The following is a 19,241-nucleotide window of genomic DNA, read 5'->3' on the forward strand; positions in this document are numbered from 1 at the left end:
GTCCAATGGAAAGATGATCGGAGACACGCCACAGCCAGGGGAAACGCCTCGCAGCGAGTCCGACCCGTGGTCGTTCGCCGATCCCGACGCGGCCTGGTGGCGCGGCGAGACGGACCCACCCTCGGGCCGCCCCCGTCACCCCCGCCGCCGGCCTGCGGCCGCCAATCAAGATCAACAGACCCCCGGCGGTACGGGTGTGCTCCAGCCCCCGGCCACCAAGCAGTACGCCGGCGAGGCCGCCCAGGCCCACGCCGCAGCCGCCCAGGACGTCGCCGGCGCCCTCGACCCCACCGCACCTCCACGCCCGGCCGCCGACCTCACCGCCCCGGCCGACGCCGCCGCCCTCACCCCGCCGGCCGAGCCGGTCGAGGGCGTCATCGCGTCGGTGGCGCCCCCGACCGGGGCCGTGGCCGAGTTCATCGCCGCCGAGCGCGACCACGACCGCCCGGACCCGCACCGCTACGACCCCCTGCGCCCCACCGCCGGCCACACCCCCCGCCGAACGGCCGCCACGGTGGCGGCCGACGCCTCGCCGACCATCGCCCCCGAGCCCCCGACAGCCGCGGTCACCCCGGTGCCCACCACCCCCGTCACCACACCCCAGCCCCCGGCCACTACCGCCGCTGACTCCCCGACCGCCGGAGCCTCCGGCATCGCCGCGGCAGCAGGGACCGCCGAAGCGGCCGCACCCCCCGACACCGCCACGACGGCTGGGACCACCGGCACCGCAGCGACCGCCAGACCCGCCACGACGCCCAGCGCCGCCGCGACGGCTGGGACCACCGGCACCGCAGCGACCGCCAGACCCGCCACGACGCCCAGCGCCGCCGCGACGGCTGGGACCGCCGGCACGGCAGCGACCGCCGGGCCTGCCGCGACCCCCAGCACCGCCGGTGCCACCGCCTCGCCGGCCGGTACCCCCAGCGCAGCTGAAAACGCCACAAATGCCGCGGCTGCCGAGACGGCCGGGGTGGCGGAGACGAGCGCTGAGACGACTGCCGCTGCGGAGGCGGGATCCCCGCGGGTCAGGGCAGACGGGCCGCCCGCGGGCACCGTGACGCCGCCGCCGGCGGATGAGGACGTGATGGTTCTGCCCGAGCCGAGCGCCCGGAACCGGCCCACCGTGCCGCTGGAGCCCGGCGCCGCCCCGCCCCCGGCCCGGCCCCCGTCGGCGCGCCGGCCGCGGCAGGGTGGCGCGCACGCCCGCCCGGCCGAGCCGCTGCCGTCGCCGGCCGAGCCGCTGCCACCGCCGACCGGGTCGCCGGCCACCGACGCCCGCCTGGAGCGCCTGGAGAACTCCCCGTTCTGGCAGGACCGGGTCGAGGACACCGTCGAGGTCCGCCCGGAGGCGCCGCGCCGCACGCCCGGCAAGCCGCGGCACAGCCGCCCCTCCGCCGGCCTACCTCTTTCGGCCCAGGTCTCGCTGGTCGCGCTGGGCCTGGTCGCGGCGTTCTTCGCCTGGGTCAGCGCCGAGCCGTTCTGGCTGGCCGTCGGTCACGGCGACCAGGGGAACGCGACCACCACCGTCTGCACCGGCACCGGCGTCACCCAGCGCTGCGCCGGCCAGTTCACGGCCGAGGACGGCAGCTACACGATCGCCCGGGTGACGTTGCTCGGGGTCGAGGGCACCGGCCGGCAGCCGGGCGCGGTCACGCCGGCCAAGATGGTCAGCCCGGACAGCCAGCAGGCCTATCTGGGCGGGACCGGGGCGCTGCTGCAGCTGCGCTGGCTGCTCGGCTTCGTGCTGGTGCTGCTCTGCGGGTACGCGATCGCCGGGGTGACCCGGGCCCGGCAGCTGCCGTCGGCCAAGGCGCGCCGGGGCGCGATCCTGCTCAGCCTGGCCGGCCCGCTCGCGCTGCTCGCCGGGTTCCTGGCCGCCGCCTACTGATGGACGAGCGCGTACACCTCGCGCTTCTTGACGCCGTACTCGTCGGCCACGGCCTGGATCGCGTCGCGGCGGGACGCGCCCGCGGCCTCGCGCTCGGCCACCGCGGCCCGCAGGTCGTCGTCGGCCGGGCGCTCGGCCGGCCCGGCCGGGGCCCCGCCCACGACCAGGGTGATCTCGCCCCGGAACTCCTCGGTGGCGGCATCGGCGGCCAGCTCGCCCAGCGGCTTGCGGCGGATCTCCTCGTACGTCTTGGTCAGCTCCCGGCAGATGGCGGCCGGCCGCTCGGCGCCGAAGATCGCGGCGAGGTCGGTCAGGGTCCCCGCGATGCGGTGCGGCGCCTCGAACAGGACCAGCGTGCGCGGTTCGGTGGCCAGCTCGCGCAGGCGGGAGCGCCGATGCGAACCCGTACGGGGCAGGAATCCCTCGAAGACGAAACGGTCGCTGGGCAGGCCGGAGAGGGCCAGGGCGGTCGTCACCGCGCTCGGGCCGGGGGCGGCGGTGACCGGGTAGCCGGCGTCGAGGGCGGCCCGGACGAGGCGGAAACCGGGGTCGGAGACGCTCGGCATGCCGCCGTCGGTCACCACGGCCACGACCGCGCCGCCGGCCAAGGCCTCGACGAGTTCGGGCGTACGCCTGAAGTCGTTGCCCTCGAAGTAGGAGACGACACGCCCGGTGACCGTCACGCCGAGATCGCGGGTGAGCCGGGCCAGGCGGCGGGTGTCCTCGGCGGCGATCACGTCCGCCGTGGCCAGGACCTCACGCAGCCGGGTGGAGGCGTCGCCGACGTTGCCCAGCGGCGCGCCGAGCAGCACCACCCGGCCGGAAGCGTTCTCTGCAGCAGACACGCCGGAAAGTTCATCACATGACGCGACGCGGCGACGGCGCACGTCGCCTCTTAGACGTACCTTCTACGATCGCGGGGTGACTACGGCGGCGACAGCGGAGAAAGAACTCACCCCGGAACCGCCCGTTCAGGCCCCGGAGCCCGGCGGCGTGCGCGCGGTTCCCGAGGTGGTCCGGCGGCGGTTGGCCACCCTCGACAGCTGGCTCGATCCACACTCGTGGATCGTCACCGGGGTGATCGTGGCGATGGCCGCGATCCTGCGTCTCGTCGGGGTCAGCAGCCCTAAGGGGTACATCTTCGACGAGGTGTACTACCCGACCGACGCCTGGGACATGCTGCAGCACGGCGTCGAGTGGGACGAGAAGACCAACGGCCCGGCGTACGTGGTGCATCCACCCCTGGGCAAGTGGCTGATCTCCATCGGCGAGTGGATCTTCGGCAACCACGAGCTCGGCTGGCGCTTCATGCCGGCCGTCGCAGGCACGCTGATGATCCTGGTGCTGATCCGGGTCACGTACCGGCTGTTCCACTCGGTCCTGCTGGCCGGCCTGGCCGGGTTGCTGATGACGCTGGACGGCTTCCAGTTGGTGCTGTCGCGGACGTCGCTGCTCGACATCTTCCTCGGCCTGTTCGTCCTGATGACCTTCGCCGCGATGGTGCTCGACCGGGACCATTACCGGCGAAGCCTGCTGCGGGCGCTGGAGAACGGCTACGACCCGGAGAAGACGGCGACGGTGCCCCGCATCGTGCCCGGGTGGCTGCTGGTCTCCGGGGTCACCTTCGGCCTGGCCTGCGGCGTCAAGTGGAGCGCCCTGGCCTTCGCGCCGTTCTTCGCCGTGCTGGTGATCGTCTGGCGGGTGCAGGCCCGCCGCTCGGCCGGCATCCACGGCCCGTTCCTGGCCGGCATCATCGGCGACCTCGGCTGGCTGCTGCTGAGCCTGGTCATCAGCTTCGGGATCTACCTGGCCACCTGGACCGGCTGGTTCGTCACCGACGACGGCTACTTCCGGCACTACCGGCAGGCGAACGGGCTCAGCGAGCCACCGATCCTCGGCGCGCTGATGAACCTGTGGCACTACCACTCGGAGGCCTACAAGTTCCACAGTGGCCTGACCGAGCGGCATGTCTATCAATCGTGGCCGTGGCAGTGGCTGCTGCTGGGCCGGCCGGTCGCCTTCTACTGGAACAACGGCGGCAACTGCGGGGCGCCGAGCTGCGCCCGCGAGATCCTGCTGCTGGGCACGCCGATCCTGTGGTGGTCGTTCCTGCCCGCGCTGGCCGCCCTCATCTGGTTCGGTCTGGCCCGCCGCGACTGGCGGGCCTGGGCCATCCTCACCGGCGCGACGGCCGGCATCCTGCCGTGGTTCTACTACGCCATCAAGGACGGCCGGACGATGTTCTCGTTCTACGTCCTGCCCGCGCTGCCGTTCCTGATCCTGGCCGTCGTCTACGTGCTCGGCGCGATCATGACGCCCAGGGAAGGCGTGGCCGCCGGCTCCGGCCGCTCGGACAGACAGCTGATCGGCACCATCGTGGTCACGGCGTACGTCGTGGTGGTGGCGCTCTGCTTCGCCTACTTCTACCCGATCTTCGTCGGGCACGTGATCCCGTACGACAGCTGGTCACAACGAATGTGGTTGGGCGGCCGCTGGATCTAGTGGTCGTCGGATCTGGATCGCGCCGGTGGTGCTCGACCCTGCCGGCGCGAGCTGCCTCAAGCACCGGGGAAGAAAAGGGCGCGCCCCGATCGCCTGCCACGGGGGAAGCGGGCGATAGGGGCGCGCACCAAGAAGCTTAACGACCTCCGATGTCGGGCACAACGGCTCGCGCCGCGAACTTTCAAATTTCGATCAAGCCGTTTGCACAAAACGGACAAACTATTTTATTCTCATTTAGTCCGGCATATCGCCTCGTGAATAGGCTTCAGCTTTTAGCCTCTTTCACTGTCGGCAAAGCGACAGCTAACGGTTGTCCAAATTCGCGTAACCTCGATCCATTGCCCCCTGCACCGCTGCTCACAGCGTTGTCTTTTTGAGCGGCACATACCAGGGCCCATCTGGTCAAACGTTGACCCTCATCATTTCGGTTGATTCCTTTCGGCGATCATCCGTCACCCTCCCGAGTGAGGGCTCTCAAGATCGCCATAAATATTTTTAAGCTCGCCGCGTGACTTCGCACGAGCCAGAAAACCCGCAATTCGCCACTGCCGAAAGCCTCGAGACCGAGGTGATCTCCGTGGCGCCGCCCGCACCGGTGTTCGTGGACAGCACCGGGCGCCGCAGCCGGTTCTTGCGGCGGCTCGCCTACGCCTTCGGCGCGCTGGTCATGCTGTACGGCGGCCTGATCAGCGTCAGCCTGGCCGGCGGTCCGGTCCGCTCCAGCGCGGTGCTGCCCCTACCCGGGCTCGAACCCGAGAAGAAACAAGCGCCCCCGCCCCCGGCCCCGCCGGCGCCCAGCCCGACGCCGACCCCGGTGACCAAGACGACCGCCGTCTTCGTGGCCGAGGCCCGCCGGACGCCCGAGCGCCGCCCGGCCCCGCGGCTCGAGTCGGCCCAGGTGACGCCGTCGTCGAAGGCGCCGTCGGCCACGCCCAAGCCGAGCACCAAACCCACCACCAAGCCGGCCCCGAAGCCGACCACCTCCCGGCCGCTCGAGTCGGGCGTGGTCACCACGCCGCCCAGCACCCCGCCGAGCACGCCGGTCAGCACCCCGCCGAGCACCCCGACCAAGCCGGCCGCCCCGGGCGGCACGGCCGGCGGCACAGGGACCGGTACCGGCACCACCAGCGGCGGCGGCACCGGCTCCGGCGGCACCGGCGGCGGCACCGGCACAGGCACTACCAGCGGCGGCACGGGCGGCGGCGCAAGCAGCGGCGGCACAGGCGGCGGCAGCACAAGCGGCGGAGGCTCGAGCAGCGGCGGCAGCACCGGCAGCGGCAGCTCAAACAGCGGCGGCAGCACCGGCAGCGGCAGCTCAAACAGCGGCGGCGGATCGGGCACGGGCAGCACGAGCGGCGGCACCGGTGGTGGCAGCGGAGGCGGCACCGTGGTCGACGTCCCGAGCTCGACCACGAACGGCTCGAACTCCGGCTCCGGCGGCTCCGGCAGCGGCAGCGGCAGCGGATCCGGCGCCACCACCAAGCCGCCCGCTCCCGAGCCACCCACCGACGACCCCACTTCCAAGGTGCTTCCGTGACCCCTCCCCCCATGCCCACCCGCCGGGCGCGCACCCGCGGCCGCGGCCCCGTCCGCCGCCGCCTGCTGCCCGCGCCGCGCGTTCTGCTCGGCACGCTGCTGCTCGGTGTCTTCGTCGCGGTGCTCATCGTGCAGGCGTACGTGAACGCCGAGTTCAAGAGCGACCACGCCGAGTCGGAGGTCGGCGATCAGGCCGGCGTGCCCCCGGAGATCCTGGGCGGCGGGCCGGTCATCAACACCACCGGCGGGCAGGAGAGCACCAGCCGGATGCCGGCCAAGACCATCGCGCTGACCTTCGACGACGGCCCCGACCCGACCTGGACGCCCAAGGTCCTCGACGTGCTCAAGAAGCACGACGCGCACGGCACGTTCTTCGTGGTCGGCTCCGAGGTCTCCCGGCAGCCGGACCTGACCAAGCGGATCACCGACGAGGGCAACGAGCTCGGCCTGCACACGTTCACCCACCCCAACCTGCAGCTGATCGCACCCTGGCGGCGCACCCTGGAGCTGTCGCAGACGCAGGTCGCGATCGCCCGCGCCACCGGCGTGCACACGAACCTGGCCCGCTTCCCGTACTCGTCGAAGACCGCGGCGATCGACGAGACCAACTGGAAACTGATCAAGGACGCCGGCCGGCAGGGCTACCTGGTGGTCGTCAACGACCTCGACAGCGAGGATTGGCAGCGGCCGGGCGTCCCCCAGATCATCAAGAACGCGACGCCGGCCGGCGGCGCCTCGGCGGTCGTGCTGTTCCACGACGCCGGCGGCGATCGGGCGCAGACCCTGCAGGCGCTCGAGCGCTACATCCCGGCGATGCAGGCCCGCGGCTACCGCTTCACCACGGTCACCGAGGGCCTGAACGGGACCATCGCGGCCAGCAACAAGGCGGCCGCCAACAAGGCCGCGCCCGTGCCGCTGCTGGCCGAGAACCCGGAGGCGGCCGGCAGTGACGTGTGGCGGGGCACGGCCGTGATCTGGACGGTTCGTCTCGCGGACGGGCTCGTCTGGGTCATCGCCGGCCTGTTCCTGGTGGTCGGGTCGCTGACCATCGGGCGTACGGCCCTGTTGTTGCTCCTGGCCACCCGGCACGCCCGGCAGCGCCGCAAGCGCGGCTGGAGCTGGGGCGATCCGGTGGTCGAGCCGGTGTCGGTGATCGTGCCCGCCTACAACGAGAAGGAGGGCATCGAGGCCGCCGTCCGCTCGCTGGCCGGCGGCGACTACCCGGCCATCGAGGTGGTGGTCGTCGACGACGGCTCCACCGACGGCACGGCGGCGCTGGTGGAGCAGATGCGGCTGCCCAACGTCCGGGTGGTGCGGGTGCCCAACGGCGGCAAGTCGAACGCCCTGAACACCGGGGTGGCGCTGGCCAAGCACGACCTCATCGTGACCGTCGACGGCGACACGATCTTCGAGCCGGACTCGATCCGCGAGCTGGTGCAGCCGTTCGCCGACCCTCGGGTGGGCGCGATCGCCGGCAACGTGAAGGTCGGCAACCGGGAGCGGATGGTCGCGGCCTGGCAGCACATCGAGTACGTGATCGGCTTCAATCTGGACCGGCGGCTGTACGAGGTCCTGGGCTGCATGCCGACCGTGCCGGGGGCGATCGGCGCGTTCCGCCGGGAGGCGCTGGCCCAGGTCGGCGGGGTCAGCGACGAGACGCTGGCCGAGGACACCGACGTCACGATCGCGCTGCTGCGGGCGGGCTGGAAGGTCGTCTACGCCGAGAAGGCGCGGGCCTGGACCGAGGCCCCGGCCACGCTGGAGCAGCTCTACCGGCAGCGGTACCGCTGGAGCTACGGGACCATGCAGGCGATGTGGAAGCACCGCCAGGCGCTGTGGGACAAGGGCCCGTCGGGCCGCTTCGGCCGGGTCGGGCTGCCGTTCCTGGCGCTGTTCGGGGTGGCGCTGCCGATGCTGGCCCCCGTCGTCGACATCATGCTCGTCTACGGCCTGGTCTTCTGGGAGCTCGAGGAGACCGTGGTGGCCTGGCTCGGCATGCTGGCCCTGCAGCTGTTCACGGCGGCGGTGGCGTTCCGCTTCGACAAGGAGTCGCTCAAGCCGCTGTGGCGTCTGCCGCTGCAGCAGTTCGCCTACCGCCAGCTGATGTACCTGGTGCTGATGCAGTCGGCGACGACCGCGCTGACCGGCGGCCGGCTGCGCTGGCACAAGCTGCACCGGGCCGGGCTCGGGGCCCGGGCCGACGCGGTGTCGGGGCCGGCCGGGCGCGACGTCGCCCCGGTCGTGGACACCTGGCCCTCCACGCTCGGTCAGGGCCGCGACGACCACCCGGCGTCGGGCCGCGCGGTGGCCCGGCCGGTGGTTCCGACGCAGCCGGCCCGCACTGCCGAGCTCGACCCCCGCGATCTTCCGTCAGCCGGCTCGCCCCCGGGTGGCGGCTCGGGCCCGGTGCGTACCGGGTGATCGTCGGCCCGTGCCCCGCTCGAACTGCAGCCGAGCGGGGCGCGGGCCGATGTGTTCACAGGAAGGTTGAATCGGACGGGGAAGATCAGGGATTCACAAACTAGGATTATCGGATGTTTGGGGATATGTACGCCTCACTTCATGCTCCGTACCTGACAAGTTCATCTGAAGTTCATCTTCAGGGTCTGGTTTCGTCTTCCTGGGCCAGGCAGCATCGCCAAGTCCCCCGCGCTCCTCGCAGGAACTGGTGTCATGCTGCTGCTCCATCGCTCACCGTCAGTGTCAGCTCCCGGTGAGGAAGCGAGGTGACCCCACGGCTGAGCATCGTCGTCCCGTTCTACAACGTCGAGCGCTACATCGGCGACTGCCTGGACTCGCTCTCCCGGCAAACCTTCACTGACTTCGAGGTCATCCTCGTCGACGACGGCTCCCCGGACGGGAGCGCCGAGATCGCCCGCGCGCACTGCGCGGCCGACCCCCGGTTCCGCATCGTCACCCAGGAGAACCAGGGCCTCGGCCCGGCCCGCAACACCGGCGTCAAGCACGCCCAGGGCGAGTACCTGACCTTCGTCGACAGCGACGACCTGATCCCCCGCTACGCGTACGAGATGATGGTGCGCAGCCTCGACGAGACCTCCTCGTCGCTGGCCGGCGGCAACGCGCGCCGGTTCAACAACACCTACGGCGTCCGCCAGTCGTACGTCCACCGGCTCGGCTACAGCTCGCCGCGCAAGGCCACCCACGTCTTCGACCACCCCGGCCTGGCCGTCGACCGCATGGTGTGGAACAAGGTCTACCGCCGCAGCTTCTGGGACCAGTTCAAGTACCAGTTCCCGGCCATCCGGTACGAGGACTATCCGGTCACCCTGCGCGCCCACCTGGACGCGGTGACCGTCGACTGCCTCGCCGTCCCGGTCTACTACTGGCGCGAGCGCGAGTCGGGCGAGTCGATCACCCAGCTCAAGTTCCAGTTCGCCAACATCGAGGACCGTGTCGTCTCGGCCGAGATGGTGCTCGACCTGGTCGACAAGCGCGCCCCCGAGCTGCGCGGCGAGGTGCACCGGCACCTGGCCCAGGTCGACCTGACCACCATCGTCCAGTCGTTCGACTCGGCGGCCGATCACGAGGTGACCCCGCTGCTGGCGCTGGGCAAGCGGCTGAGCAAACGGCTCGACCCGGCCGTGATGGCCGCGTCCTCGACCTTCGCCCGCCTGGAGTACGAGGCGCTGCAGTCCGGCGACGCCGAGCTGCTCCAGAGCCTCGCCCGCTTCCGGGCCGACGGCGGACTCCGCGGGGGAGTCCGTGCTCGGCGGCACCCGAGGATGCCCTGGCGCTACGAGGGCCAGTACCCCGGCCTGCGCGACGGCTCCAAGGTCTCGGCCTCGATCTACACGCTGCCCCGGACCGAGCTCGACGTCCGCACGGCGGTGCGCGACCTCTCCTGGACCGACGACGCGCTGGTGCTGCACGGCACGGCCGAGATCGCCCACCTGCCGACCACGGCGAGGTCGGAGATCCGGGTCGCCCTCGTCTGGGGCAAGCACTCGCAGGAGCTTTCGGTCGAGCGGCTGGTCGAGCACGACACGCACGGCGAGGACCGGCCGGTCGGCTTCGTCACCCGCATCCCGCGGACGCTGCTGGCCTCGCTCGCCGGCTCGGTCAAGAAGGCCCACGTGAGCGTGGAGGTCCGCTCGCACGGCCTCAAGCGGCGCGGCGTGCTGGCCGCCGGCGGCCTGCAGTACCCGGTCGGCGACTGGGTCGGCGACGTCTGGGTGCAGCCGCTCAACGGCGGCGACGGACGGGTCTTCCTGGAGTTCCGGCGCAACACGGTCGAGCTGTCCAAGGCCGAGGTCGACGGCGACGAGCTCGTCCTCAGCGGCCGGTTGGCGTCCCGGCTGCAGGCGCCGGAGCTGCGGCTGAGCCACTCGGTGGGCGCCATCAACGTGCCCATCCAGCGCATCCCGCGCGACGCGATGGACGACTTCACCGCGCGCGTGCCGCTGGGTGACCTGATCGGCGCGACCGAGCCGGACGACCCGTTCCTGCGGCGTACGGTCCTGGTGCCGCGCATGCACGACGGCAAGCACCAGTTCATGATGTCGATCACCGGCCTCGACCGGGGCGTGCTGGCCCAGCGGGACGGCCGGGTGATCACGGTGAGCCGCTCCCCGGGCATGTACCTCAACCTGATCGAGGGCCCGGCCATGGTCAGCGCGGACGACGTCGTGGCCGTCCCGGACGCCACCTGGCTGTCCGTCTCCGGCCCGCGCTGGCCCGGCACCGACTACAGCCGGATCACCTGGCGCCGCTTCCTGCCGAACTCCGACGACGGCATCGACGCGCCGGTCCAGATCACCCTCGACGACGACCGGTGGACGGCATCGACGAGACTGGACGACCTGGCCGACGGGGAGGATCTCAACTGGGCCCTGTTCGCCTCGCCGGAGGACGGCACGCCGTACGCCGTGCAGGCCGACAGCTTCCTGGTGAGCCGGCTCCCCCGCCGGCTGGGCAAGCTGGTCCTGCGGGCCCGCAGTGGCATTTTGCACCTGGAGATGGACTGATCCCATGCATCACCACAACCACTACTACGGGTTGACGCACATTCTGGCCCGGCACTGCGGGCTCGACGACGAGTTCCCGCCGCGCATTCCCGGCTATCTGCAGCACGGCTGGAACGTGGGCTGCGGCTGGAACCCGGTGCACGAGTTCTTCGACGGCGCCTGGCGGTTCGTCTGGAGCGACGCCCCGCGCCGGCGCGGGCACGCGCTGAGCCGCCGCAACTACGCGGTCACGGGCGCGCCGTTCCTCTACCTCATGGACCTCGAGCCCGATCTCGGGAAGGTCAAGGAGGAGGAGCGCGAGGGCACGCTCTGGTTCCTCTTCCACGGCTGGGACGCGCCGGGCGGCCTGGGCGCCAAGATCGAGGGCGACCACGCCCGCCTGATCAGTGAGATCAAGGAGACCGAGACCGAGCCGGTCACGATCAGTCTCTACTACACCGAGTACGAGCGGGCCGACGTGCGCCGGGCGTACGAGGAGGCCGGCTTCGAGGTGATCTGCTTCGGCAAGCGCGGCTGGAACTACGAGGGCACCGACCGTCAGTTCCTCTACAAGCAGCTGGCCGCGTTCCGCCGGTTCAAGCGGGTGGCCTCCAACCGGCTCGCCACCGCGATCTTCTACGGGGTCGCGGCCGGGTGCGAGCCGGCCGTCTACGGCGACGCGATGGCCCTCGAGGGTGACAACCCGCTGTTCGGCGGCCAGTCCCGCATCGCCCGGCTCTGGCCCGACATGCTGGGCAAGGACATCGATCTCGCCACCGCCCGCGCGATCACCGACGACGAGCTCGGCAAGGCCTGGATGATGTCGCCCGCCGAGATGCGGTCTCTCTTCGATTGGAACCACCATGACTGACATCGAGGTCGTCCGCGGCGAGATCCAGCCCTGGACCGACTACACCGGCTACCGCAAGCCCGCCGGGGGCGACGCACTGCTGGCCTTCCTGACCGATGCGCTGCCCGCGAAGGCGTCGCGCGCGCTGGTCGCCGGCCCGCACAGCCACGAGTTGATCACGCTGGTGGCCGCCCGCAGCGAGCACGTCACCGTGCTCATCCGCTCGGTCAGCGACGCCACCGACCTGCGCGCGGCGTTCCCCGGGGCTGAGGTCACCGTGATCGCGGGCGCGCTGGACGGCCTCGCCAACGGCCCGTACGACCTGGTGGTGGCGGCCGACGGCCTCGACCGGGTGCTCGGCTACGACTCCCCGGCCCTGAACTGGCCGCAGCGGGCCGACCTGATCCACGCGCTGGCCGGGCCCGGCGCGGTGGTGCTGATCGGTGTCGAGAACGAGTTCGGCCTGGCCGGGCTCTACGACCGGCGCCCGGTCGACGCCCGTCACGGCGACGACGAGTGGCGCCCGCTGCACGACGACCCGGAGCGGCCCACCTCGCCCGACCAGGTGCTGGCGGCCCTGCCCGGGGCCCGCCTGTACGCGTCGTACGACGCCGCCGGCGAAACCCACACGCTGCTCGACGCGGCCGCCGCCGCAAGCACCCGCCCCGGCCGGCCCGGCGCCCGCCTGGCCCTGGAGGGCCTGGCCGCCACGGCCGCGCACACCCCGCTGGTCGCCCCGATCACCACCGGGGCCGACGCCGCGGCCCGGGCCGGCCTGCTCGGCGCGGTCGCGCCCGGCTGGCTGGCCGTGCTCGGCCCGGCCGGCGCCACCCACACGGCGTACACGGCCACCCACAGCCTCGACCTCACCGACGCCGGCTGGACGGTCGGCGACCGCGTCGTGCCCGACACGGTCTCGGCCGAGACCGAGCTGTTCCGGCTGGCCGCCGCCGAGGACGTGCCCGGTTTCCGGGCCTACGCGGCCCGGGTCGACGGCTTCCCGCTGGACGACCTCTACCCGGCCGCCGACGGCTTCGCCCGGGGCCTCACCGAGGCCCCGGAGGGCGCGAGCCGTGAGGAGCTGATCGCCGCCTCCTGGTTCCGGTTCCGGGACCGCCTCGTCGCCGCGCACCGCCGCCACCCGTGGCCGCCGTGGATGGTCGACAGCGACGACCTGGTCACCACCTGGCTGGGCATGTCGGGCATCGAGGCCACGCCGGAGCTGCTGGCCCGCGGCCGGGAGCTGGCCGACGGGTTCGCTCCGCCGGCGGCCGAGGTGCCGGACGTGGCCACCGCGCTGGCCGACGCCGACGAGGACCAGAAACGGATCAAGGAGCTGGCCGGCAAGGTCTTCGGCCTCGAGCGGACGCTGCGCTTCCGCGACCAGAGCCTCAAGACCCGCGAGGCCCAGCTGCGCAAACTCCGCGACGAGCTGCGGCAGTACCGCAACTCGCCGGTGCTCAAGCTGCACGACACGGCCCGCAAGGTCGCGAAGATCCGCCACCCGAAGCAGTTCGCCCGCGCGGTGAAGAAGAAGCTGAAGGGCTGACCCTAGACCGCGATCAGGTCTTCGAGCATGTCGATGGGGGCCGGGTCGGCGAACGGGAACACCACGTGCAGCGAGGTGCCGTCGCCGGGCCGGTCCGACAGGGCCACGGTCGCGTGGTGCGCGTCCAGGATCTTCTTGGCCACGGCCAGCCCCCGGTCCGGGCCGGGCACCGTCGACGGGTTGGCGATCGCGCCGTAATACAGGTGCGGGAACAGGTCGGGCCGCAGGCCGTCGGGCATGTCCATGTCGTCCAGGCGCACGGTCGGCCCGGACTCGATCTCGGTGCCGACCCGGACCCGCCCGCCGGCCGGCGTGTACTTCACCGCCGCGAACAGCAGATGCGTCAGCACCTGCTCGAGCCGCACCGGATCCGCGATGATCGGCATGGCCGGGCCGCCGGCCTGGTTGAGGATCCAGATCTGCTTGGTGGCGGCGATCGGGCGTACGGCCTCGACCGCCCGCTGGGTGACCCGGGTCAGATCGATCTGCCGCATGTGCAGGCTCTCGCGGCCGAACCCGGCGTCGGCCATCGTGGTCAGGTGGTGCAGCAGTTCCAGGAAGCCGCGGATGTGCCCCGACACCGCGTGGGCGACCAGATCGCCCATCTCGGCGTCGTGGTAGCCCGTCTTGCCGAGCTTGCCGAGGTATTCCGACATCAGCCGCAGCGGGGCCCGCAGGTCGCCGCCGACCAGACCGGCCAGGTCGTCCTTGCGGCGCTCCAGCTCCTGGAGCCGGGCCGTGGTGTTGGCCAGCGCGATCGCGTGCCGGCGCAGCTCCATCTGCGAGGTGACCTGCCGGGCCAGCGCCCGCAGGGCCTGCCGCTGCTCGACGTCGAGCTCGCGCGGCTGGTGGTCGATCACGCAGAGCGTGCCCAGGGCGAATCCGTCGGTGGTGATCAGCGGCGCCCCGGCGTAGAACTTGATGCCGTCGTCGCCGGTCACCGTCGGGTTGTCGGCGAACCGGGGATCCTTGGTGGCGTCCGGCACCACGAGCAGGTCACGCCCGAGGATCGCGTGCGAGCAGAACGAGATGTCCCGGTCGGTCTCCAGCGCCTCCGTGCCCACCCGCGCCTTGAACCACTGCCGGTCGGTGTCGACCAGGGTGACCAGCGACATCGGCGTGCCGCAGACGTTCGAGGCGAGCGCGACGATGTCGTCGAAATCCTGCTCGGGCGCGCTGTCCAGGATGTCGAGCGCGTACAGCGCGGCGAGCCGGTCGATCTCGTTGTCGGGCAGGGGAGCTTTCATGCCGTCACCTCCGAAGACTTGCTTCAGAGGTACCACCCGAAAGTAGCTATCCCACCGTTTCGGACTTTTTCCACGACCGGAGCGGCCCGGTCGCGGCCGGCCAGCCCAGGTGCAGGCGCAGCTCCTCCGGCGTGGCCAGGATGTCAGCCCCGAGCTCGATCTTGGCGATCTCGCGGGCGGCCACCGGGTCGGGGTCGTAGCCGTAGACCTCGGGCCACTGGCGCCGCAGCCGCGGCTCGCCGCCGAAGGTCGGGTCGGCCCCCTCGAGGACCATCGGGTCGCCGTAGACCGCGCCCTGGCAGCCGGCCAGCAAGCCGTACCAGATGGCGCTGCACAGGCGGTTGGAGACCACGCGCTTGTGGCGGCGCAGCTCGGCCAGCTGGCGGACCAGGAAGTCACGGTCGTGGTCACGCCACCAGAAACCGCGGTAGCCGTGGCAGATGACCCGGAAACCGGCGTCCTCGTACAGCTTGCGGATCTTGCGGACCTTGTGCTCGTTCCAGTACAGGCACGCGGTCATGGGGCCGGTCTCGTGCGCCTTGAGCTCGTCGATCAGGCGCTGGTGGTCACCCATCACCTCCTGCCCCTCCCAGCCGTGGAAGGGGTAGAAGATCGTGCCCTCGCGCTTCGACTCGTCGACCGGGGTCTCGTCCATCTCCAGGAGGTACGCGAACGGCGAGCCGACCGCCACCACGTCCCGCCGGCCCTGCGACCACGCCCGGCGCCGCACCTGCTCGGACCAGACGAGCAGCCGGCTGCCCTCGACGAACGGGACACCGGGGGCCAGGCCGTCGCCGATGTTCCACCCGTGCTGCAGGTAGCCCTGCATGCGCGGAGGGTGCATCCAGTCGTCGAGCTGGGCATACCGGGCCAGCACGTGCGCGTGGCCGTAGTAGTAATTGGCGTGGTGCATGTCCACCCTGCTGTTTCGAGCGTCGACCGATCTAATACGGTCGGTCCTGCGGCGTCGGGGCTGAAGCCTAGCACCGCCATATGCGACGAAGGGCAACCGATGAATGACCACGCGGGGCCGGTGGTGCCGATCCGGGCGCGCGGCTCGTACCGCCAATCGGCGCTGGTGCTCGGCACCGCGCAACTCGGCGGGGCGTACGGCATCGCCAACCGCACCGGCGTGCCGGACGACGACGCCACCGCCCGCATGCTGGCCACCGCCCGCGAGCTGGGCGTCACCCACCTCGACACCGCCCGGGCGTACGGCGACAGCGAGCGCCGGATCGGCGCGGCACTGGGCGACCTGGGCCTGAAGGTGATCACCAAGATCGCCCCGGGCGGCGCCGTCCGGGACAGCGTCGCGGTCAGCCGCGAAGCCCTGCGTGTCGCCGGGCCGCTGACGATCCTGCTGCACCGCGCGGCCGACGTCCCCGGCGCCTGGGCCGACCTGCGGCGCTGCCTGGAGACGGGCGAGGCGGACCGGGTCGGCGTGTCGGTGCAGTCGCCGGACGAGCTGCGCCGGGTCCTCGAGCTGCCCGACCTCGGGTACGTCCAGCTGCCCTGCAACATCCTCGACCGTCGCTGGCTGGCCGGCGACCTGACGGCCGCGCTGGCCGAGCGCCCCGAGCTGGTGGTGACGGTACGGAGCGCGTACCTCCAAGGTCTTCTCGCCGCCGGAAGCGGCGTGACCTGGCCCCACTACCCCGACGAGCAACGGGATTCGGTGGTGTCCATCCTGGACGGCCTGGCCACCGAGCTGGGCCGCGAGGGCCGCATCGACCTGTGCCTGGCCTACCTGCTGTCGCTGCCGTGGGTGACCTCGCTGGTCGTCGGGGCCGAGACCGAGGACCAGCTGCGGCGCAACGCCGACCTGGCCGGCCGCAAGCCGCTGACCGGGGCCGAGCGCGAGCAGGTGCTGCGCGCGCTGCCCGAGATGCCGGTGGAGCTGCTCGACCCGAGCCGGTGGTCGGCATGAACCTCGACGACCTGTTCGGACTCAAAGGACGGACGGCCGTCGTGACCGGCGCGACCGGTCGCCTCGGCCAGGTGATGGCCTCGGCCCTGGCCGGTGCCGGCGCCACGACCTGGCTGGTCGGCCGCGAACAGGGCCGGCTCGACGCGCTGGCGGCCGAGCTGGGCGGCGATTGCGTGCCCGCACGCTGCGACGTCACCTCCGACGAGGACGTGGCGGCGCTCGGGGCCCGGCTGCGCGAGGAGGGTGGGCGCGTCGACGTGCTCGTCCACAATGCCCACGTGGGCCGCGGCGGATCGCTGCGCTCGGCCCGGCCGGCCGACTATCTGGAGGCGGCCGACCTGGCCCTCTCCGCTTTCCAGCGGCTGCTCGACGCCACGCGCGACCTGTTGACGGCGGCCGCGGCCGACAGCTCGCCCTCAGTGATCACGGTCGCCTCGATGTACGGGCTGGTCAGCCCCAAGCCGCAGCTCTACTCCTCGCCCGAGGCCGGCAACCCGCCGTACTACGGCGCCGTCAAGGCGGGGCTGGTGCAGCTCACCCGCTATGCCGCGGTCGAGCTCGGCCCGGCCGGCATCCGGGTCAACTGCGTGACTCCCGGCCCGTTCCCGGGCGGGGGCGGTGACCCCGCGCTGCTGGAGCGCCTGGCCCAGCAGACTCCCCTGGGCCGGGTCGGCGACCCGGCCGAGATCGCGACCACCGTGCTCTATCTGGCCTCGCCGCATTCCAGCTTCACCACCGGAACCAATGTCGTCGTCGACGGCGGCTGGACGGCTTGGTAGCGCACCTTTTGTCCGGTTTGCCCGTTGGGTCAGCGTGCACACTTTGCTCGCCCTTCTGCTCGCGGCGACGCCGACATTCGGCGACGGCTTCGAGAAACCGACCGTCGACGGCGCCTACTACCGGTACGCCGCGGGCACACAACTCGGCCCGTGGACGGTCACCCGGGGCGACGTCAACGTGGCCAGCACCTCGTACTGGCAGGTCAGCGAGGGCCGGCAGAACCTCGGGCTCGACGGCGCGGTCGCGGCCACCTTCGCCACCGAGCCGCTGCTGACCTACCGCATCTCCTGGGACCTGGCCGGCGACCCCACCGCGCCGCCCACGGTCAAGACCGGCGAACTGCGGGTCAACGACAAGGTCATCCAGGCCATGTCGTTCGACACCACCGGCCGGACGGCCGCGACCATGGGCTACCTCAGACGTGCGGCGTACGTGCTGGCCAAGGGCCCGTCGTTCCGCGTCGAGTTCGCCGGCGCGGGCACGGTGATCGACGATGTCCGGGTGGACGCCTGCCTGCTGATCATCTGCCCGAAAGGCGTCTCCCCCGCGGCCTGACCGGCACGCCACACTGGCGGCATGGGGTACGTGCTCGACACCGAGGACCTGCCGGCCGCCGACCGGGTCGAGGCTCTGCACACGGCCATGCTGTACGCCTCCGCGCCGTGCCACGTCCTGCACGAGAACCCGGACGGCCCCGTCCACGCGCGGCTCGAGGTGTGGGACCTCGGCCCGGCCAACATCTTCACCCACCGCTCATCGGGCATCCGCCTGCTGCGCACGGCCAAACTGGCCCGGCAGGACGCCATGCCGGTGATCGCCCTCTCCGTCCAGCGCCGCGCCGACGGCCGCATCGACCAGCACGGCCGGCAACGCGTCGTCCCGCCCGGCACCCTGATGGCCGTCGACCTCTCCGCCCCGTACGACTTCTCCTGGTCCGGCGACGGCGCCGCCGGCTGCCTGCAGATCCCCTTCGACCAGCTCGGCCTGCCCATGGAAGTGGTCCGCCGCGGCCTGGCCGACCTGGCCGCCAGCCCGCTCTACGCCTTGGTCACCGACCACATAGCCCAGTTGGCCCGCACCCCGGCCGCCATCACCGCCGACCCCGCCCGGCCCACCGTCGCCACCGCCAGCATCGACCTGGCCCGAGCCCTGCTCGCCTCGGCCGCCCGCTCCCCCCGCCACACCCGCGAGATCCACGCCGAGACCCTGCTGACCCGCATCCGCGCCCACACCCGCCGCCACCTGAGAGACCCCGACCTGACCCCGGCCTCGGTCGCCGCGGCCCACCACATCTCGCTACGCCACCTGTACAAACTCTGCGCCGCCGCCAACTTCAGCCTCGAACAGTGGATCATCGACCAGCGCCTGGCCCACCTCCACCACGCCCTCACCCAGCCCGACCTGGCCCACCTGCCCATAGCCACCCTGGCCCGCCGCTGGGGCTTCCGCGACCCGACCCATTTCACGCGCCGCTTCAAGTCCCGCTACGGCCTGACCCCAAGCCAGTGGCGCCGCAGCCACAGCCACAGCCACGCCAACCCAGACCCAACCACCTGAGCGCATCCGCAACCTCGTCGCCTGCGCTCAGCCGCGATCGATGAACCATTGCGCGGGCTACGCGTCCAACAGGTCCGCTGCGGCAACGAGGGTAGCCACAAAATCATCCGGCGGAATCCGGGCGACGAACACCCGGCCCCGGTCGTCAGGGACGGGGTGCGTCGTTCGCCAGAAAGCGAACGCGAGTACGAGTTCGCCGTCGAGGTACGCATACCGGGACACGTTGTCGACGGTTTCACCCCATTGCCTGAACCAGAAGCGCTCCCGGAACTCCGTCTCGTCCTGCTCAAGTCGGCGGAAGTTGTCCTCAGGCGATCGGCCAGGAAAGGGGCGACTGCACCTCGCCAACCTCGACAAAGCTTCCTGGCCTCCCACGACGTGAAGTCGCGGCGGATGGCCATCTCCTTGAGCTGCTCGTAGGTCAGGTTCAGGCGCTCCACT

General features: G+C 71.8%; 14 protein-coding genes. 11 read left to right on the forward strand and 3 right to left on the reverse strand.

What is annotated here, in order from left to right; all coding sequences use genetic code 11:
* Positions 1-13 precede the first annotated feature (13 nt).
* The gene (locus tag AB0J66_RS10300) at positions 14-1,888 is read left to right on the forward strand and encodes a hypothetical protein (RefSeq protein WP_364658173.1); all 1,875 of its coding nucleotides are present in this window, start codon (positions 14-16) and stop codon (positions 1,886-1,888) included.
* Here AB0J66_RS10300 and rsmI read toward each other — a convergent pair.
* Positions 1,882-2,733, reverse strand: a complete 852-nt coding sequence (gene rsmI / locus AB0J66_RS10305) for a 16S rRNA (cytidine(1402)-2'-O)-methyltransferase (RefSeq protein WP_364658175.1) — start codon at positions 2,731-2,733, stop codon at positions 1,882-1,884. The two genes, AB0J66_RS10300 and rsmI, sit on opposite strands and share 7 nt — an antisense overlap.
* A gap of 76 nt (positions 2,734-2,809) precedes the next feature.
* Here rsmI and AB0J66_RS10310 point away from each other — a divergent pair, with 76 nt between their 5' ends.
* The 6 genes from AB0J66_RS10310 (at position 2,810) to AB0J66_RS10335 (ending at position 13,289) form a co-directional block, all read left to right on the forward strand.
* Positions 2,810-4,390: a phospholipid carrier-dependent glycosyltransferase gene (locus AB0J66_RS10310; RefSeq protein ID WP_364658177.1), complete on the forward strand. Its 1,581-nt coding sequence runs from the start codon at positions 2,810-2,812 to the stop codon at positions 4,388-4,390.
* A gap of 508 nt (positions 4,391-4,898) precedes the next feature.
* Positions 4,899-5,927 (forward strand): hypothetical protein, encoded by a 1,029-nt coding sequence (locus AB0J66_RS10315; RefSeq protein ID WP_364658179.1) that lies wholly within the window; start codon positions 4,899-4,901, stop codon positions 5,925-5,927.
* An 11-nt stretch (positions 5,928-5,938) separates the two neighbouring features.
* Positions 5,939-8,347 (forward strand): bifunctional polysaccharide deacetylase/glycosyltransferase family 2 protein, encoded by a 2,409-nt coding sequence (locus AB0J66_RS10320; RefSeq protein ID WP_364658688.1) that lies wholly within the window; start codon positions 5,939-5,941, stop codon positions 8,345-8,347.
* 305 nt (positions 8,348-8,652) lie between these two features.
* Positions 8,653-10,911 (forward strand): glycosyltransferase family 2 protein, encoded by a 2,259-nt coding sequence (locus AB0J66_RS10325; RefSeq protein ID WP_364658181.1) that lies wholly within the window; start codon positions 8,653-8,655, stop codon positions 10,909-10,911.
* Positions 10,912-10,915: 4 nt separating this feature from the next.
* Positions 10,916-11,761: a hypothetical protein gene (locus AB0J66_RS10330; protein ID WP_364658183.1), complete on the forward strand. Its 846-nt coding sequence runs from the start codon at positions 10,916-10,918 to the stop codon at positions 11,759-11,761.
* Positions 11,754-13,289, forward strand: coding sequence for a hypothetical protein (locus tag AB0J66_RS10335; protein WP_364658185.1), 1,536 nt, complete (start codon positions 11,754-11,756; stop codon positions 13,287-13,289). The genes AB0J66_RS10330 and AB0J66_RS10335 overlap by 8 nt, the downstream gene beginning before the upstream one ends.
* Positions 13,290-13,291: 2 nt before the next feature.
* On the opposite strand, the gene AB0J66_RS10340 is transcribed toward AB0J66_RS10335, so the two are convergent.
* Positions 13,292-14,536: a GAF domain-containing sensor histidine kinase gene (locus AB0J66_RS10340; RefSeq protein WP_364658188.1), complete on the reverse strand. Its 1,245-nt coding sequence runs from the start codon at positions 14,534-14,536 to the stop codon at positions 13,292-13,294.
* Between the two features lie 46 nt (positions 14,537-14,582).
* On the reverse strand, positions 14,583-15,449 hold the full coding sequence (locus AB0J66_RS10345) for a hypothetical protein (protein WP_364658191.1): 867 nt from the start codon (positions 15,447-15,449) through the stop codon (positions 14,583-14,585).
* 99 nt (positions 15,450-15,548) lie between these two features.
* On the opposite strand from AB0J66_RS10345, the gene AB0J66_RS10350 reads away from it, so the two are divergent.
* Genes AB0J66_RS10350 through AB0J66_RS10365 form a run of 4 tightly spaced genes read left to right on the forward strand, consistent with a single transcriptional unit; the run spans position 15,549 to position 18,800 of the window.
* Positions 15,549-16,463 carry an aldo/keto reductase gene (locus tag AB0J66_RS10350; RefSeq protein WP_364658194.1) on the forward strand — a complete coding sequence of 305 codons (915 nt, stop codon included), beginning with the start codon at positions 15,549-15,551 and terminating at the stop codon, positions 16,461-16,463.
* Positions 16,460-17,242 carry an SDR family oxidoreductase gene (locus AB0J66_RS10355; protein ID WP_364658197.1) on the forward strand — a complete coding sequence of 261 codons (783 nt, stop codon included), beginning with the start codon at positions 16,460-16,462 and terminating at the stop codon, positions 17,240-17,242. Before AB0J66_RS10350 ends, AB0J66_RS10355 begins: the two co-directional genes overlap by 4 nt.
* Positions 17,243-17,285: 43 nt before the next feature.
* Positions 17,286-17,798, forward strand: coding sequence for a hypothetical protein (locus AB0J66_RS10360; protein ID WP_364658199.1), 513 nt, complete (start codon positions 17,286-17,288; stop codon positions 17,796-17,798).
* Positions 17,799-17,819: 21 nt separating this feature from the next.
* Positions 17,820-18,800: a helix-turn-helix domain-containing protein gene (locus tag AB0J66_RS10365; protein ID WP_364658201.1), complete on the forward strand. Its 981-nt coding sequence runs from the start codon at positions 17,820-17,822 to the stop codon at positions 18,798-18,800.
* The last annotated feature ends 441 nt before the right edge of the window (positions 18,801-19,241 follow it).

Source organism: Actinoplanes sp. NPDC049598, from assembly GCF_040675435.1.
In the GTDB taxonomy this organism is placed as follows: domain Bacteria; phylum Actinomycetota; class Actinomycetes; order Mycobacteriales; family Micromonosporaceae; genus Actinoplanes.

Coding starts and splice junctions, on each gene's coding strand:
- AB0J66_RS10330 (WP_364658183.1), top strand. CDS start 10,916: ATGCATCACCACAACCACTACTACGGGTTGACGCACATTCTGGCCCGG.
- AB0J66_RS10350 (WP_364658194.1), top strand. CDS start 15,549: ATGAATGACCACGCGGGGCCGGTGGTGCCGATCCGGGCGCGCGGCTCG.
- AB0J66_RS10355 (WP_364658197.1), top strand. CDS start 16,460: ATGAACCTCGACGACCTGTTCGGACTCAAAGGACGGACGGCCGTCGTG.
- AB0J66_RS10320 (WP_364658688.1), top strand. CDS start 5,939: ATGCCCACCCGCCGGGCGCGCACCCGCGGCCGCGGCCCCGTCCGCCGC.
- AB0J66_RS10300 (WP_364658173.1), top strand. CDS start 14: ATGATCGGAGACACGCCACAGCCAGGGGAAACGCCTCGCAGCGAGTCC.
- AB0J66_RS10340 (WP_364658188.1), bottom strand. CDS start 14,536: ATGAAAGCTCCCCTGCCCGACAACGAGATCGACCGGCTCGCCGCGCTG.
- AB0J66_RS10345 (WP_364658191.1), bottom strand. CDS start 15,449: ATGCACCACGCCAATTACTACTACGGCCACGCGCACGTGCTGGCCCGG.
- AB0J66_RS10365 (WP_364658201.1), top strand. CDS start 17,820: ATGGGGTACGTGCTCGACACCGAGGACCTGCCGGCCGCCGACCGGGTC.
- AB0J66_RS10335 (WP_364658185.1), top strand. CDS start 11,754: ATGACTGACATCGAGGTCGTCCGCGGCGAGATCCAGCCCTGGACCGAC.